Source organism: Plantactinospora sp. CA-290183, from assembly GCF_050936375.1.
Classification (GTDB): Bacteria; Actinomycetota; Actinomycetes; order Mycobacteriales; family Micromonosporaceae; genus Plantactinospora.
Genome location: NZ_JBNJMX010000004.1, coordinates 247,264 through 261,182, shown reverse-complemented (window position 1 = coordinate 261,182; position 13,919 = coordinate 247,264). Strand labels below are relative to the sequence as shown.

Here is a 13,919-nt window from a genome sequence, read left to right as displayed (position 1 = left end):
CCGAGATACAGCGCTACCGCCCAGGGAGACCTGGGCGGTAGGCACCGCGAGCGGTGGCGCGGGGCCGTCCCGCAACCTCGGCGGCCGCCGGGTCGCGTCTCGCGTCTGCCCGTGCCGCCAGCGTAGTCGGCGTCGGGGGGAACGGCATCCCGCGGTTGATCGTGCAGTCCGCCGGGATCAGCCGACCCGCTTCTCGCGCCGCTCCTTGATCTTGGCCTTCTTGCCGCGCAGCTCGCGGAGGTAGTAGAGCTTCGCCCGGCGTACGGCACCACGGACGGTCACCTCGATCCGGTCGATCACCGGGCTGTTGACCGGGTACGTCCGCTCCACGCCGACGCCGAAGCTGATCTTCCGAACCGAGAAGGTCTCCCGCAGGCCCGCGCCCTGGCGCCGGATGACGACGCCTTCGAAGACCTGGACCCGGGACCGGCTGCCCTCGACGACGCGGGCGTGCACCTTGACGGTGTCACCGGCACGGAACTCGGGAAGGTCGGTCCGCTGCGACTGGGCGTCGAGGGCGTCCAGGGTGTTCATCGCTGCATCCTTGAAGGCTCACGGCGCACCGGTGGTCGGCGCGCGGATGGGTGATTCTGATCTCCGCTGGCGATCCTGGCTCGGACCCTGGCGGAGATCCTCGCGGTCGTCCCGTGGCACGGGTCGACTGCGGCAACCCCTCTACTTTGCCATATGGTCGGCCGGCGGCTGAAATCCGGCCCCGGCCAACGCGGTGACGTCCCGATTGTCCAGGTCCGCCGGTGGCAGTGCGGCGAGCATGTCCGGGCGCCGTCCGGCGGTACGGATCAACGCCTGGTCCCGCCGCCACCGGGCGATCCGCCCGTGGTCGCCGGAGCGGAGGATCTCCGGGACGTCGTGCCCCCGCCAGCTCGGCGGCTTGGTGTACACCGGGGCCTCCAGCAGCCCGTGCGCGTGCGACTCCTCGGTCAGCGACTCGGCGTTGCCGAGCACCCCGGGCAGCAGCCGGGTGACGGCCTCCATGATCACCAGGACCGCGACCTCGCCGCCGAAGAGCACGTAGTCGCCGAGCGAGACCTCGGTCACCGGCATCCGGGTGGCCGCGTGCTCCAGCACCCGCTGGTCGATCCCCTCGTACCGGCCGCAGGCGAAGATCAGGTGCGGCTCCGCGGCCCACTCGTGCGCCCTCGCCTGGGTGAACGGGACCCCGGCCGGGCTCGGCACCAGCAGGCGCGGCGCCGGGTCCTGGCCGGGAGGCGCCAGCGCGTCCAGCGCCTCGCCCCACGGCTCGGGGCGCATGACCATCCCCGGGCCGCCGCCGTACGGGGTGTCGTCGACCGTACGGTGCACGTCGTGGGTCCAGCCGCGCAGGTCGTGCACGGACAGGTCGAGCACCCCGGACGCTCGGGCCCGCCCGATCAGTGACAGCTCCAGCGGGGCGAGGTAGTCGGGGAAGATCGACACCACGTCGACGCGCATCTGCGGAACGGCCACCTTTATCGTTTCCCGTACAAGAAGGGGCGTCTCAACCGTCCGAGGACGGGACCGCCACGCGGCTCACAGGTCGAGCAGCCCGGCCGGTGGGTCGACGACCACCCGGCCACCCGCGAGGTCGACCTCGGGCACGATCGCCTTGACGAACGGGATCAGCGCGGTGCGCCCCTCCGGTCGGCGCAACACCAACAGGTCCGAGGCGGGCGCGTGGTCGATCCGGGCCACCTCGCCGAGCGCCTCCCCGGTCGGGGTGACGACGGCCAGCCCGATCAACTGGTGGTCGTTGAACTCGTCCGGGTCCTCCGGCGGCGCCACCTCGGCGCTGTCCACCACCAGCATGGTGTCGCGCAGCGCCTCGGCCACGTCCCGGTCGTAGAAACCGTCGAAGGTGACCAGCAGGCGGCCCTGGTGCCAGCGGACGGTCTCCACGGTGAGCCGCTCCGGCACCCGTACCAGCTCACCGTCGGCCGTCATAGGGGGAACGCCGGCCGCCGACGCCCCCGTCGGGTCGGTGCGCAGCACCGACCCGACGGCGAAGCGTACGTCCGGCTCGTCGGTCCGGACCTCGACGGTGACCTCGCCACGAATGCCGTGTGGCCGGCCGATCCGGCCGATGACCAGTTCCATCGATGCCAGCGCGGTCAGTACGAGTCGACGATGTCGACCCGCACCCCGCGTCCGCCGATCGATCCGACCACCTGGCGCAGCGCCTTGGCGGTACGGCCGGAGCGGCCGATCACCGTGCCCAGGTCCTCGGGGTGCACGCGAACCTCCAGGCGCTTGCCCCGCCGGGAGTCGACCATCCGTACCCGTACGTCGTCCGGGTGGTCGACAATCCCCTTGACCAGGTGCTCGAGCGCCGGCCGGAGTGCCACGTCAGGCCTGCTCGCCGGAGGCGGCACCGGCCTGCTCCTCGGGCTTCGCGGGCGCTTCCTCCTTGGCCTCCGCCGCCGGGGCCGCAGCCGCCTTGGCCGCCTTCTTCGCCGGCTTGGCCGGCGTCTCGGCGATCCCGGCCGCTGCCTTGGCCTCGGCCTCGTAGGCCGCCTTGCGGTCCGCGCGCTCCGGCGCCACCAGCAGCGGCGGAGGAGCGGGCAGGCCCTTGAACTGCTGCCAGTCGCCAGTCTTCTCCAGGATGCGCTGCACGGCCTCGCTCGGCTGCGCGCCGACGGAGAGCCAGTACTGCACCCGGTCGGACTTGACCTGGATCACCGAAGGGTCTTCCTTCGGCTGGTAGATCCCGACGAACTCGATCGCCCGGCCGTCGCGCTTGGTGCGCGAGTCGGCCACGACGATGCGGTACTGCGGGTTGCGGATCTTGCCCATCCGCAGGAGCCGGATCTTTACGGCCACGTTGTGTTCGCTCCTGTTGCGATTCGAACCGGCCCGGAAGGGCGGTGCGCGGGTGAGCGGCGACCGGCACAGTGGGGTTGGGCCGGAGGCTGCTCGATGGACTGGCGACACGCCCGGGGTAGAGGGCGCCGAACGTGTGCCGGGTACCAGCGACCCATTCTGCCAGACCCGGCCCCGAGACCTCACACCGGCCGGCGAACTCGCCGTACGACCCGGGCCGGCGGTCACCACAGGCTACGGGTCGACGATCGTGACCGACCGGACCGGCGCCGGGACGGGCGCGACGGGACGGGACGGGACGGGACGGGACAGGTGAGATTCCGCCCGCGCCGTCCCGGTCGTCCCGCCCGTCCCGGTCACCGCCTGCCGCGATGCCTGCCGGGGGGATGGCCCCCGCTGGCCATCGGCGCGACCGCCGGTCTGTCGGGGGTCTCCCCCGGCCGTCGCGCGGGTACCGCCTCCGGTCAGCCCTTGACCGCGCCCTGCAGGCCACCGACGATCTGCTTCTCGGCGAAGGTGAAGAAGAGCAGTGCGGGCAGCATCGCCAGCGACGTGAACGCGAGGATGCCCGCGGTGTCGGAGGTGTACTGGCTCGAGAAGTTCTGGACGCCCAGCGGCAGGGTGTGCAGGCTGGCGTCGCTGAGGACGAGCAACGGCAGGAGGAAGGCGTTCCAACTCGTCACGAACGTGAGGATCCCGACCGTGACGAGTGCGGGCCTCGACAGCGGCAGCACGATGAGCCAGAGGAAGCCGAGCCGGCCCGTGCCGTCGATCGCGGCGGCGTCCTCCAACTCGCGAGGAATGGCGGCGAGGAAGGGGCGCAGGATCACGATCGTGAGCGGCAACGCGAAGGCGACCTGCGGGAGGATCACCGCGTAGTAGGAGTTGACCAGGTTCAGGTCACGCAGCATGAGGTAGAGCGGCAGGATCGCCGCCCCGGCCGGGAAGAGCAGACCGAGCGTGAAGAAGGTGTACAGCGCCTCCCGCCCGCGGAAGGCGTACCGGGCGAGCACGAACGCCGCACTGACGCCGAGCGCCACGACGGCGAGCGTCGTACCCAGGGAGATCACCGCGCTGTTGAACGTCTGTCCCCAGAAGTCGCTCTGCGTCAGCACCCTGGCGTAGTTGTCGAAGACCCACGGGTCGGGCAGCCCGGCCGGGTTCGCGACGATCTGCGGGGTGGTGCGGAACCCGCCGACGATCACGTAGACCACCGGGGTGATCGACACGGCCGCGATCGCAAGCGCCAGCGCGTAGGTGAGCGGGCTCCCCCACGACACCGGGCGGCGCTTGGCTGGTGGGGGCAGGACAGCGTTCCCGGCCACGATCAGTTCACCCTTCTGGTGATGGCGCCCTGGAGGTCGCGACGGAGGAAGAAACGCTGGAACAGCAGCGCCGCGACGAAGGAGATGACGAACAGGATCACGGCCACCGCGTTGCCGTAGCCCCAGAGCCGTGCGAAGAAGCCGTTGTCCACCATGTACGTCGCCATGGTGTTCGACGCGCCGAGCGACCGCACCGCAGGCACCGAGGTCACGAAGATCACGTCGAAGACCTGTAGTGAACCGATCATCGACAGGAACATCCAGATCCGGATCGTCGGGCCCAGCAGCGGAAGCGTGATGTGGCGCTGGATCTGCCACCAGCTCGCGCCGTCGATCGCGGCGGCCTCGGACAGCTCCTGCGGCACGTTCGACAGGCCGGCGAGCAGGAGGATGATGGCGAAGCCGATGTACTTCCAGGTGAGGACGAAGAGCAACGTCCAGATGACGACGTCGAGGTCGGCCAGCCACGCCTGCACCATGCCGCCCAGTCCCAGGGACCGCATCAGCGCGTCGACCGTCCCGCCGTCGGTCAGGAGCAGCTTCCACATGATGCCGACGGTGACCTCGGCGAGCACGTAGGGCACGAACACCAGCAGCCGGAACACGGTGCGCCCGCGGAACTGACGGTTGAGCAGCAGCGCCACGGCCAGCGCGATGGGGCCCTGGATCAGCAGCGACCCGACCACGATGAGCGCGTTGTTGCGCAGCGCGTCGAGGAAGATCGGATCCTGGAACGCCAGGACGTAGTTGTCGAGGCCGACGAACTCGGTGGGCGGACCGACGCCGCGCCACCGGAAGAGGCTGTAGTAGACCGCGAAGCCCATCGGCACGAGCACGAACATGACGTAGACGATGATCGCCGGCGTGGTGAGCCCGATGATCTCGTACCACTTGCGTCGGGTCTCCGCGGCCCGGGAGCGCGACCCCCGGCGCGTGGGCCGGAGGCCCGCCGGCGGCGCGGAGGCGCCGCCGGCGGGATTCAGGGTTGAATTGATGGAGGTCACTTGCGCGCGGCCGCCTTCATAGCCTCGACGACCTGCTCAGCCGAGCCACTGCCCGCGAAGATGGCGACGATCGCGTCGTTCATCGCGTTGCCGACGGTGCTGCCGAAGGCCGTGTCCAACCAGAGCTGTACGTAGGTCGCGCTGGACGTGGCCTCCAGGATGGACTTCAGGGCGGGGTCCGCGACGCCACCCTCCGCGCCCTTGGCGACCGGCAGACCGGTGTTGGTCTGGGCGTACGCCGTCTGCACCTCGGGGCTCACGATGTACTTGAGGAACTCGACGCACTCGGCCGGGGCGTTCTTGGCACAGGAGAACCCGTCGCCACCGCCGAGCGCCGCCTTCGGGTCACCCGCCGCATTGGAGAGCGCCGGTACGGGGAACCAGCCGAGGAACTTGTTGAGCGCCGCCTTGTCCTCGGCGACGGTCTCCAGGGTGCCCTTGTTCCAGTCACCCATGAGCTCCATCGCGGCCTTGCCGTTGGCGAGCATGCCGTTGGCGCTGGTCGGGTCGTTCTGGCCCGGGGTGGCGATGAAGTTGGGCTGAAACGGGTTGGTGCCGATGAAGGCCTTCAGGTCCTGGCCGGCCTTGATGAAGCACGGGTCGTCGAAGACGGTCTCGGCGGACGCCTTCTTCAGGGTGTCGACCGAGCAGGCGCGCAGCGCGAAGTTGTACCACCAGTGCGCGGCCGGCCACTTGTCACCGGCGCCGAGGGCGATCGGAACGACGTTGATGGCCTTGAGCTTCGTGACCGCGTCGTTCAGCTCGTCGAAGGTGGTCGGCGGAGCGGCGATGCCCGCCCGCGCGAACATGTCCTTGTTGTACCAGATGCCCTCGATGCCCATCCGGTACGGCAGGCCGTACTGCTTGCCGTCCACCTGCCAGATCTCGACCGCGCTGCCGATGTTGGCGGTTTCCGTCTTGACCTGGTCGGTGATGTCCTTGAGGTAGTCGGCCTCCACCTGTTCGCGGATCTCGCCACCGCCCCACGCCTGGAAGATGTCCGGCGGGTCGCTGGTCAGGAGTGCGGCGGGGAGCCGGGTGCGCTGGAGCTGGTTGGTCTCGATCGCCTCGATCTGGATCGTGACCGTCGGGTGAAGTGCGGAGAAGTCCTTGGCGACCTTCTCCCAGTAGGTCTTTCCGGGCCCGTCCTGGGAGGCGTTGTGCCACCAGTTCAGGGTCACCGGGTTCTTGTACAGCTCGTTCTCAACGGGGGTCTCTCCGGCGCCGCCGCCACATCCGGCGGCAAGGAGCGCGCTGGTCGTCAACAGCGCGAAGACGGCGCCCGTACGGCGCTTGATCGGCATCGAATGTCTCCTCGACTAGGCAGTCGCGGTACTTCAACCTGAACGGCGAGTTTTACAGCCCCGTAACGGGGTGTCAACCGTTGTCGATAACGTTTTCGACTCCGCTGCGAGCGGCTTCGGACGGGCCTCTATCATCGTCGGCGTGGCGTTTCCGCAGCGTGTCAAGATGTCGGACGTGGCCAGGGCGGCGGGCGTCTCCGTGGCGACGGTATCCAAGGTGATCAATGGCCGCTACGGCGTCGCCCAGGCGACCGTGGAACGCGTCCAACAGGTCATCCAACAACTCGGGTACGAGGTCAGCCTCGGCGCGCAGAGCCTGCGCAGTCACCGGACCAACGTGCTGGGCATCCTGGTCGACGAGTTCGAGCCGTTCTCGACCGAACTGCTCAAGGGGGCATCCAGGGAGGTCGCGGGCACCGGCTACCAGCTGCTGGCCTACTCCGGCGGCGACGGCGACGTCAGGGCCATCGGCTGGGAACGGCGGTCGCTGGCGCGCCTGTCCGGAACGCTCATCGACGGGGCCGTGATCGTCACGCCGACCGTGGTCGAAACCAAGCAGGGCTTCCACGTCGTCGCCGTCGACCCCCACACGGGCCCGTCCGGCCTGCCCACCGTCGACTCCGACAACTTCGCCGGCGCCGTGCTCGCGACCGAATACCTGCTGTCGCTCGGCCACCGTCGCATCGGGCACATCAGCGGACGCCCCGACCTCGAGTCGGCGCGCCTGCGCGAGGCGGGCTTCCGCAAGGCCATGGCCGACGCCGGTGTCGCGGTGGACGAGAGGCTGGTGCGTGTCGGCGGGTTCCGGATCGAGAGCGCCGCCGGTACCGCCGCGGAGCTGCTCGCGCTCCCCGACCGGCCGACCGCGGTCTTCGCGGGAAACGACCTCTCCGCGATCTCCACCCTCGACGTCGCCCGGAGCATGGGTCTGAGGGTGCCCGACGACCTGTCCGTGATCGGCTTCGACAACGTCCCGGAGTCGGCGCTGGTCAACCCGCCGCTGACGACGATCACGCAACCCCTGCAACGCATGGGTGCCGAGGCGTTACGACTGCTCATCGACCTGATCCGCGGCGTCGAACGCGACACACACATCCGGCTCCCCACCGAACTGGTCATCCGCGCGTCCTGTCGCCCCTACGCGCCTGCCCGGCAGCAACAGCTGCCGCTGCCCACCCGTACCGCTCCGGCGGGTGGCTGAGCCGGGCTCGAGGTTCAGCGCGCGGGCGGGCGGTCCCAGCCGGGCGGCAGCGCCGTCGGCACCGTCCAGCCCGGATCGGGTACGAAGTCGCACCAGGTGCCGTCGAAGGGGAACTGCCCCGCCTCGGCCAGCTTGACGACCCGCTCGCCCTCGGCCCGTACCGCGGCGGCGTCGGGCACCCAGTAGTGCTCGGGGACGGCCAGCCGCTCGGCGAACTCCTCCTCGTCCTTCCAGTGCCAACTGCGGTCGGGCCGGACCACCACGTCGAGATCCTGGTCCACCACGTCGACCCCGGCCACCGCCCCGTCATCCCAGCGGACGCCGTGCTCTTCGAGGTTGACGTACCAGTTGGCGAACCGGCCGTCGGCGCCGCGGAAGAACCAGACCGAGTGGTCCGCCCCGGCGGGCAGGAACTTCAACACCGGCGGGCCGTTCCAGACACCCTGCTCGAGCCGGTAGGAGCGGGTCAACCACTCGGTGAAGGGCATCGCCCGCATGCCCCGGCCGTCGTCGGCGACCTCGTACGCCACCGGGGCGCCCCGGGCGATCCAGAGCAGCAGCCCACGACTGTCGTCGCTGACCACCCGGGCCAGCCGGACCCAGCCGATCCGTCCGCGCCGGACGTTACGGTGCAGGATGATCCGACTCGGCGTGAAGCGCACCTCGCCGGCCGCGTCAGTAGGAGCGGGCCAGGATGGCGACCAGCTCCGGCTCGTCCTCCGAGTCCGGCACCGTGCCGTCGGCGCGACGCAGGCAGCGGACCGTGACGCCCTCGGCGTTGGCCCGCGCCTCGCCCTCGACGCCGACCGCCGCCCACGGCACCCGGGCCCAGCCGGTGGCGGCCGCCTCGATCGCCTCGGGCAGCGAATCCACCGACACCGTCCGCGACTCGCGCATGGCGAGCGCCTCGTCGTGCAGCGCCTGCTGGTCGGCCGCCAGGGCGGCGAGGACCGCCGACACCACGTCCGGCACCGGCACCGGCGCCTTTGTCCCGCCGGTCCGGCGTACCACCACGGCGTTGCCGGTGGCGAGATCGCGGGGACCGACCTCGACGCGTACCGGATAGCCCTTGAGCTCGGCGTCGACGGCCCGGCGGCCGAACGGGGTGTCGACCCGGTCGTCAAGTGCGACCCGGACCCCGGCGTCGCGCAGCGCGTCACACAGCTTGGCGGCGGCCTCGGCCACCCCGTCACCGGCCTTGACCACCATGACGTACGCCTGCACCGGCGCGAGCCGGGGCGGCACCCGCAGCCCGTTGTCGTCACCGTGGGCCATGATCAGGCCGCCGAGCATCCGGGTGGAGCTGCCCCAGGAGGTCGTCCAGGCGTGCTCGACGCCGCCGGCCGCCGAGGTGTAGGTGATGTCGAAGGCGCGGGCGAAGTTCTGCCCCAGCTCGTGCGAGGTGCCCATCTGCAGCGCCTTGCCGTCACCCATCATGCCCTCGAGGGTGTAGGTGCGGACGGCGCCGGCGAACCGCTCCCGGGCGGTCTTCAGGCCGGGCAGCACCGGGATGCCGAGGACGCCGACCATGAAGTCCTCGTAGACCTCGTGCAGGATCTTGCGCGCGTACGCCCGCGCGTCGGCGGCGTCGGCGTGTGCGGTGTGCCCCTCCTGCCAGAGGAACTCGCTGGTCCGCAGGAAGATCCGGGGCCGCAGCTCCCAGCGCACCACGTTGGCCCACTGGTTGAGCAGCAGCGGCAGGTCCCGGTAGGAGTCGACCCACTTGGCCATGAACTCACCGATCACGGTCTCGCTGGTCGGCCGGACCACGACCGGCTCGGCGAGCTGCTTGCCGCCACCGTGGGTGACCACCGCCAGCTCCGGCGAGAAACCCTCCACGTGCTGCGCCTCGCGGCGGAGGTAGCTCTCCGGGATGAAGAGCGGGAAGTACGCGTTCTCCGCGCCGGCCGCCTTGATCCGGGCGTCCATCTCCGCCTGCATCCGCTCCCAGATGGCGTAGCCGGCGGGCCGGATCACCATCGTGCCCCGGACCGGCCCGTTGTCGGCGAGCTGGGCCTTGGCGATCAGGTCCTGGTACCAGCGGGGGAAGTCCTCCGCACGGGGAGTGAGCACGCGTGCCATGAGGACACATCCTAGGCGGCGAGGGCCGGTGCGACGCGCCGGGGCGGGCGCGCCGCACCCCTACCCTCTCTTTCAATATCAAACGGTTCATTCGAACATCAATCGGTGCGGGCAGCCGAGCGACCCGCCGCCACTCCGGGCGTCGGCGGCACGATCTCCGACCAGGTGCTCAGCAGGCGGCCGTCGGGTCGCCGATCTGGGCGGCGTAGCTGCCGACCGCGTGACCACCGACGTTGTCCCGCATGACGTTTCCGCAGATCCTGCCCTGTGACCCCGGCTCCTGGACCTTGATCCCGCCACGGGCGTTGTCGGTGATCACGTTGCCGTGCACGGAGTTGCCGATCGCGTCTCCGGGCCGGTCGCCGCCGAGCCGGATACCGGCGGCGGCGTTGTGGTGGATCCAGTTTCCGCGGAAGGTGTTGTCCGAGCCACGCGATTCCATGGCGCCGGAGTTGCCGTTGCGCGGGTGCTGTCCGGTGCAGGTGTTGAGGGCGACGTCGTTGCGGCTCGCGCCCTCCTTGATGTCGACGCATTCGGCGCCGCGGGTGTCGAACACGTTGCCGTACACCTGGTTGTGGTCGCTCGCGTCGGGCTCCGGCGTCGGGTTCAGGTAGGTCTGCTCGGGTGCCGTGCCGATGTAGACCCCCTCACCGTTCTGTCCCGTTGTGGTGTTGGGGATCCCGAAGTCGTACACGCCACACGGGCCGATCTGGTTACCGGCGACGAGGTTCCCGGTGGCCAGGTACTTGATCCGGACACACTCGCCGCCGAGGTTGGTGATCCGCATGCCGATGATCCTGGTGCCGCTGACGCCGTCGCCGGGGACGAGGCTCACCACGTAGATCGCCTTGTCGCGGTAACACGCCTCCACCGGGTCGGCGCAGACCCTGCCGTCGACGGTGAATCCGTTCAGCGTGGTGTCGTCGTGGTGCACCTGCACCACCCGCGTCGAGGTTCCGGCGCCCCGCAGCACTGCGGTGCGCGGGCCGACGATGGCCACGCCGGGCCGCACGGTGGCGATGTCCTCGTCGTACGTGCCGGGGCGGAGCACCACCCGCTCACCGGGCCGGGCGTCGGTCAGCGCCCGGGAGATGCTCCGGAAGGGACGGTCACCCGTTCCGGTGCCGGTCTCGTCGTCCCCGCTGATCGGGTCGACGACGTAGCTGCCGACGCTACCGGCAGTCGGGACCGCGGCGGTCGCGCCGGCAGGGAGCATGGCGACAAACAGCGTGGGCAGGGCGGACAGGGCCAGCCAGCGCCGGACGCGCAGGAGGGCGGAAGGTCGGATCATCGGCGGTGCACCTCTCGGTCGGAGGCGCCCTCACCCGAGCGATTCTTGGACGCGGGAGCGTTCGTCGGACCGAACGCCGTACGTGATGGGGCACGAGGTTAGGCGGAGTTTTGCCGCGCTGTCAACGGGCCGGGCCCGATGACGCCCGGACCACGAGTTCGGGGCGCATCAGCAGTGAGCGCCCCGCCGAGGCGTCGTCGCCGTTCTCGATGCGGGAACGCAGGTGCGCGAAGGCCGCGGCGGCCATCTGCGGCAGCGGTTGCCGGATGGTGGTGAGCGGGGGGGCGGCGAGGTCGGCCAGCACGATGTCGTCGAAACCCACCACCGAAATGTCCTCGCCGACCCGCAGTCCCGCGTCACGGATGCCCGCCGAGACGCCCAGCGCGCACATGTCGTTGATGGCCAGCACGGCGGTTGGCGGCCGGTCGTCGCGGATCAGTTCCCGAGCGGCGGTACGGCCGAGGTCGGCGACATCGAGGTCGCCGTACCGCTCCTCCGGCCCGCCGGACCAGACGATCGCGTCGGCGGTGCTCAGGCCGTACTCCTCGAGGGCGGCCGCGAACCCGCGGAACCGCTCCTTGCGGTTGACGCTGCGCAGTGAGCCGGAGACGAACGCCAGCCGACGGTGGCCCAGCTCCAACAGGTGTCGGGCGGCCAGTTCGGCGCCGACGACGTTGTCGACGCTGATGTTCACCAGGGACGCGGGGTCGCCGACCTGCGCGGTCCGGTCGAAGGCGACCAGGCCGAGCCCCCGCTCGATCAGCGGCAGCACGTGGGAGAGCGAGGGCAGCGACGAGCAGAGCACCACTCCGCGGATTCCGTCGGCCCACAGTTCCTCGACGTAGCCGCGCTCACGGTCGGGGTCGCGCTCGCTGTTGCACAACAGCACGTGGTAACCCTCCGCGAGCGCCGCGCCCTCGAGATGCCGGGCGAAGGTCCCCCAGAACGGGTTGGCGACCGAGGGCACGACCAGACCGATGACCTGGATGCGGCCGGTACGCAGCTGGCGGGCGGCCCGGTTGGGCCGGTACCCGAGGCGGACGATCGCCTGCTCGACGCGCTCCCGGGTCTGTGGCAACATCCGTCCGGGCCGGCCGTTGAGCAGATTCGACACCGTGCTGGGCGAGACCCCGGCTTCCCGCGCGACCTGGTAGATCGTCACACCACTCATGCCTCGGCGCTCCCAGCAGTGCATCGGTTTCCTGTCGGCCCCGAACATTCTAGGTCGGCACCGCCGTAGCGGATTCGGCGTGCCGGCCGTAACGCCTGAGCTCGCGCCCGCACCCGGTTACGAATCGGCGTCAACCGCGTTCCCGCCCCGTTGACAGCGTCGAACGCCGGCCCTAGCCTCTGCTGCATCGATGCACCACTGTATCGATGCACCAGCGACCTACCACCGCACGTGCACACCACCGCCCACCCGGTCTCACCGCCGGATCCGTCCGCTCAACCGCCCGCCGATCCCGAGCCGGCAGGCGGTCCGACGGACGGCCGGCCCAGCGCTTTCCCGTACGCCGCCTCGTAGTGCCCAGCGGCCCCGCCGCCGCGGAGGGAGATCAGCATGAGATCCATACCCCGGTCGCCAGCCACCCGTGTCATCGCCGGCGCGACCCTGCTCCTCGGGCTGCTCGGCGCCGCCGCCTGCGGCGGCCCGGCGCCGACCGCCGACGGTGACGGCACCGCCGTCAGCGGCGAGATCCGGCTGCTGACCCCGATCTTCGAAGGTTCCGACGGCGCCGCGGTGCTCCAGGAGCAGCTGGCGGCGTTCAGGTCGGCCAACCCGAAGGTCACGGTCCAGGTCGACTACACGACCTACGCCAAGCTCAACGAGAAGCTGACCACGTCGATCGCCGGTGGCCGCCCGTACGACGTCATGCTCATGGGCATCGGCTGGGTCCCGCCGTTCGCGTCCAAGGGCGTCCTCGCCGACCTGGGCGAGGACCAGGCCACGCTGCGGCAGCAGTTCAACCAGCGGGTGGTCGACCCCGGCATCTACCAGGGCAAGGTCTACGCGCTGCCGATCATGTTGGACATGCGGTTCGGCATCTACCGCAAGGACCTCTTCACCCAGGCCGGCCTGACCTCGCCGCCGAGGACCTTCGCGGAGTTGCGGGAGCACGCCGTCAAGCTCACCCGGCGCGACAGCGGCGGCAAGCTCACCCGGGCCGGGGTGGACATCCTCTCGATCGACCCACGCCAGACCTTCGAGACGTTCCTGTGGGCCAATGGCGGCGAGTTGTTCACCGCCGACGGCAAGGTCGCGTTCAACTCCGACCGGGGCGTCGCGGCACTTCAGACGATGACCGACATCATCCGCACCGACCGGTCCGAGGACTTCGGCTTCACCCAGTCCGGCGCGGCGACCGGAATCCCGCTGGTGCAGGGCCGGTCGGCGATGATGATCGGCCACAACAACACCTGGCTGGAGATCGAGAAGAACGCACCGGACCTGATCAGGGACGACAAGATCGGGTTTTTCCTCCTCGCCAACGAGCGTCCGGCCATGTTCCAGGGCGGCACGCTCGGCACCGTCTCGGCCCGGTCCGCACACCCGGCCGCGGCCAGGGCGCTGGTGCGGTTCCTCGCCGCCGAGGACGCGGCGCTGGCGGCCAACGCGCAGCGCGGCAACGTGCCCGCGCTGAAGAGTTTGGAGAGCTCGGAGTACGTCAAGGGCAACCCCGCGGTCCAGTTCGCCATGCGCAATCTCGACTCGGCCTACTCCGAGGGCGGCGTTCCCGCCTGGCTCGACATCCGCAGTGAGTTCAAGGCAGCGATCGAGTCGGCCCTGCTCGGCAGGAAGACGCCCCGACAGGCGCTCGACGAGTTGGCGGCCCGGGCCGAAACGGCCATTGCCCGGGGCTGACCCCCGATCGTCGCCGCACCGACTCCCACCCC

The 13,919-nt window shown here is 70.4% G+C and carries 14 protein-coding genes; 2 read left to right on the top strand and 12 right to left on the bottom strand.

Going from position 1 to position 13,919, the window contains the following annotated elements; translation table 11 throughout:
• Nucleotides 1-177 precede the first annotated feature (177 nt).
• The 8 genes from rplS to ACQEUR_RS11960 all read right to left on the bottom strand — a co-directional run bounded on the left by rplS (nucleotide 178) and on the right by ACQEUR_RS11960 (nucleotide 6,450).
• Nucleotides 178-534, bottom strand: coding sequence for a 50S ribosomal protein L19 (gene rplS, locus ACQEUR_RS11995; RefSeq protein WP_433029463.1), 357 nt, complete (start codon nucleotides 532-534; stop codon nucleotides 178-180).
• A 141-nt stretch (nucleotides 535-675) separates the two neighbouring features.
• A complete protein-coding gene (gene trmD / locus ACQEUR_RS11990; RefSeq protein WP_433029461.1) occupies nucleotides 676-1,452 on the bottom strand; it encodes a tRNA (guanosine(37)-N1)-methyltransferase TrmD in 777 nt (258 codons plus the stop codon).
• Between the two features lie 78 nt (nucleotides 1,453-1,530).
• Complete coding sequence (gene rimM / locus ACQEUR_RS11985) at nucleotides 1,531-2,094, bottom strand: ribosome maturation factor RimM (RefSeq protein WP_433029459.1); 564 nt, start codon at nucleotides 2,092-2,094, stop codon at nucleotides 1,531-1,533.
• A 14-nt stretch (nucleotides 2,095-2,108) separates the two neighbouring features.
• Nucleotides 2,109-2,369, bottom strand: coding sequence for an RNA-binding protein (locus tag ACQEUR_RS11980; RefSeq protein WP_433029457.1), 261 nt, complete (start codon nucleotides 2,367-2,369; stop codon nucleotides 2,109-2,111).
• On the bottom strand, nucleotides 2,344-2,817 hold the full coding sequence (gene rpsP, locus ACQEUR_RS11975; RefSeq protein WP_433029455.1) for a 30S ribosomal protein S16: 474 nt from the start codon (nucleotides 2,815-2,817) through the stop codon (nucleotides 2,344-2,346). The genes ACQEUR_RS11980 and rpsP overlap by 26 nt, the downstream gene beginning before the upstream one ends.
• A 464-nt stretch (nucleotides 2,818-3,281) precedes the next feature.
• Nucleotides 3,282-4,148, bottom strand: coding sequence for a carbohydrate ABC transporter permease (locus ACQEUR_RS11970; protein ID WP_433029535.1), 867 nt, complete (start codon nucleotides 4,146-4,148; stop codon nucleotides 3,282-3,284).
• A complete protein-coding gene (locus ACQEUR_RS11965; protein ID WP_433029453.1) occupies nucleotides 4,145-5,146 on the bottom strand; it encodes a carbohydrate ABC transporter permease in 1,002 nt (333 codons plus the stop codon). Before ACQEUR_RS11965 ends, ACQEUR_RS11970 begins: the two co-directional genes overlap by 4 nt.
• Nucleotides 5,143-6,450, bottom strand: a complete 1,308-nt coding sequence (locus tag ACQEUR_RS11960) for an extracellular solute-binding protein (protein WP_433029451.1) — start codon at nucleotides 6,448-6,450, stop codon at nucleotides 5,143-5,145. Before ACQEUR_RS11960 ends, ACQEUR_RS11965 begins: the two co-directional genes overlap by 4 nt.
• Before the next feature lie 142 nt (nucleotides 6,451-6,592).
• Here ACQEUR_RS11960 and ACQEUR_RS11955 point away from each other — a divergent pair, with 142 nt between their 5' ends.
• On the top strand, nucleotides 6,593-7,651 hold the full coding sequence (locus ACQEUR_RS11955; protein ID WP_433029449.1) for a LacI family DNA-binding transcriptional regulator: 1,059 nt from the start codon (nucleotides 6,593-6,595) through the stop codon (nucleotides 7,649-7,651).
• Nucleotides 7,652-7,665: 14 nt separating this feature from the next.
• Here the strand turns inward: ACQEUR_RS11955 and ACQEUR_RS11950 are convergent, their stop codons facing one another.
• From ACQEUR_RS11950 to ACQEUR_RS11935, 4 genes are all read right to left on the bottom strand, one after another.
• A complete protein-coding gene (locus tag ACQEUR_RS11950; RefSeq protein WP_433029447.1) occupies nucleotides 7,666-8,313 on the bottom strand; it encodes a DUF402 domain-containing protein in 648 nt (215 codons plus the stop codon).
• Nucleotides 8,314-8,326: 13 nt separating this feature from the next.
• Nucleotides 8,327-9,733: a proline--tRNA ligase gene (gene proS, locus ACQEUR_RS11945; protein ID WP_433029445.1), complete on the bottom strand. Its 1,407-nt coding sequence runs from the start codon at nucleotides 9,731-9,733 to the stop codon at nucleotides 8,327-8,329.
• A 169-nt stretch (nucleotides 9,734-9,902) separates the two neighbouring features.
• On the bottom strand, nucleotides 9,903-11,024 hold the full coding sequence (locus tag ACQEUR_RS11940) for a DUF1565 domain-containing protein (RefSeq protein WP_433029443.1): 1,122 nt from the start codon (nucleotides 11,022-11,024) through the stop codon (nucleotides 9,903-9,905).
• 121 nt (nucleotides 11,025-11,145) lie between these two features.
• Nucleotides 11,146-12,195, bottom strand: a complete 1,050-nt coding sequence (locus tag ACQEUR_RS11935; RefSeq protein WP_433029441.1) for a LacI family DNA-binding transcriptional regulator — start codon at nucleotides 12,193-12,195, stop codon at nucleotides 11,146-11,148.
• Nucleotides 12,196-12,585: 390 nt separating this feature from the next.
• On the opposite strand from ACQEUR_RS11935, the gene ACQEUR_RS11930 reads away from it, so the two are divergent.
• On the top strand, nucleotides 12,586-13,887 hold the full coding sequence (locus ACQEUR_RS11930) for an ABC transporter substrate-binding protein (RefSeq protein WP_433029439.1): 1,302 nt from the start codon (nucleotides 12,586-12,588) through the stop codon (nucleotides 13,885-13,887).
• The last annotated feature ends 32 nt before the right edge of the window (nucleotides 13,888-13,919 follow it).

Coding starts and splice junctions, on each gene's coding strand:
- ACQEUR_RS11940 (WP_433029443.1), bottom strand. CDS start 11,024: ATGATCCGACCTTCCGCCCTCCTGCGCGTCCGGCGCTGGCTGGCCCTG.
- ACQEUR_RS11960 (WP_433029451.1), bottom strand. CDS start 6,450: ATGCCGATCAAGCGCCGTACGGGCGCCGTCTTCGCGCTGTTGACGACC.
- rimM (WP_433029459.1), bottom strand. CDS start 2,094: ATGGAACTGGTCATCGGCCGGATCGGCCGGCCACACGGCATTCGTGGC.
- trmD (WP_433029461.1), bottom strand. CDS start 1,452: ATGCGCGTCGACGTGGTGTCGATCTTCCCCGACTACCTCGCCCCGCTG.
- proS (WP_433029445.1), bottom strand. CDS start 9,733: ATGGCACGCGTGCTCACTCCCCGTGCGGAGGACTTCCCCCGCTGGTAC.
- rplS (WP_433029463.1), bottom strand. CDS start 534: ATGAACACCCTGGACGCCCTCGACGCCCAGTCGCAGCGGACCGACCTT.
- ACQEUR_RS11930 (WP_433029439.1), top strand. CDS start 12,586: ATGAGATCCATACCCCGGTCGCCAGCCACCCGTGTCATCGCCGGCGCG.
- ACQEUR_RS11935 (WP_433029441.1), bottom strand. CDS start 12,195: ATGAGTGGTGTGACGATCTACCAGGTCGCGCGGGAAGCCGGGGTCTCG.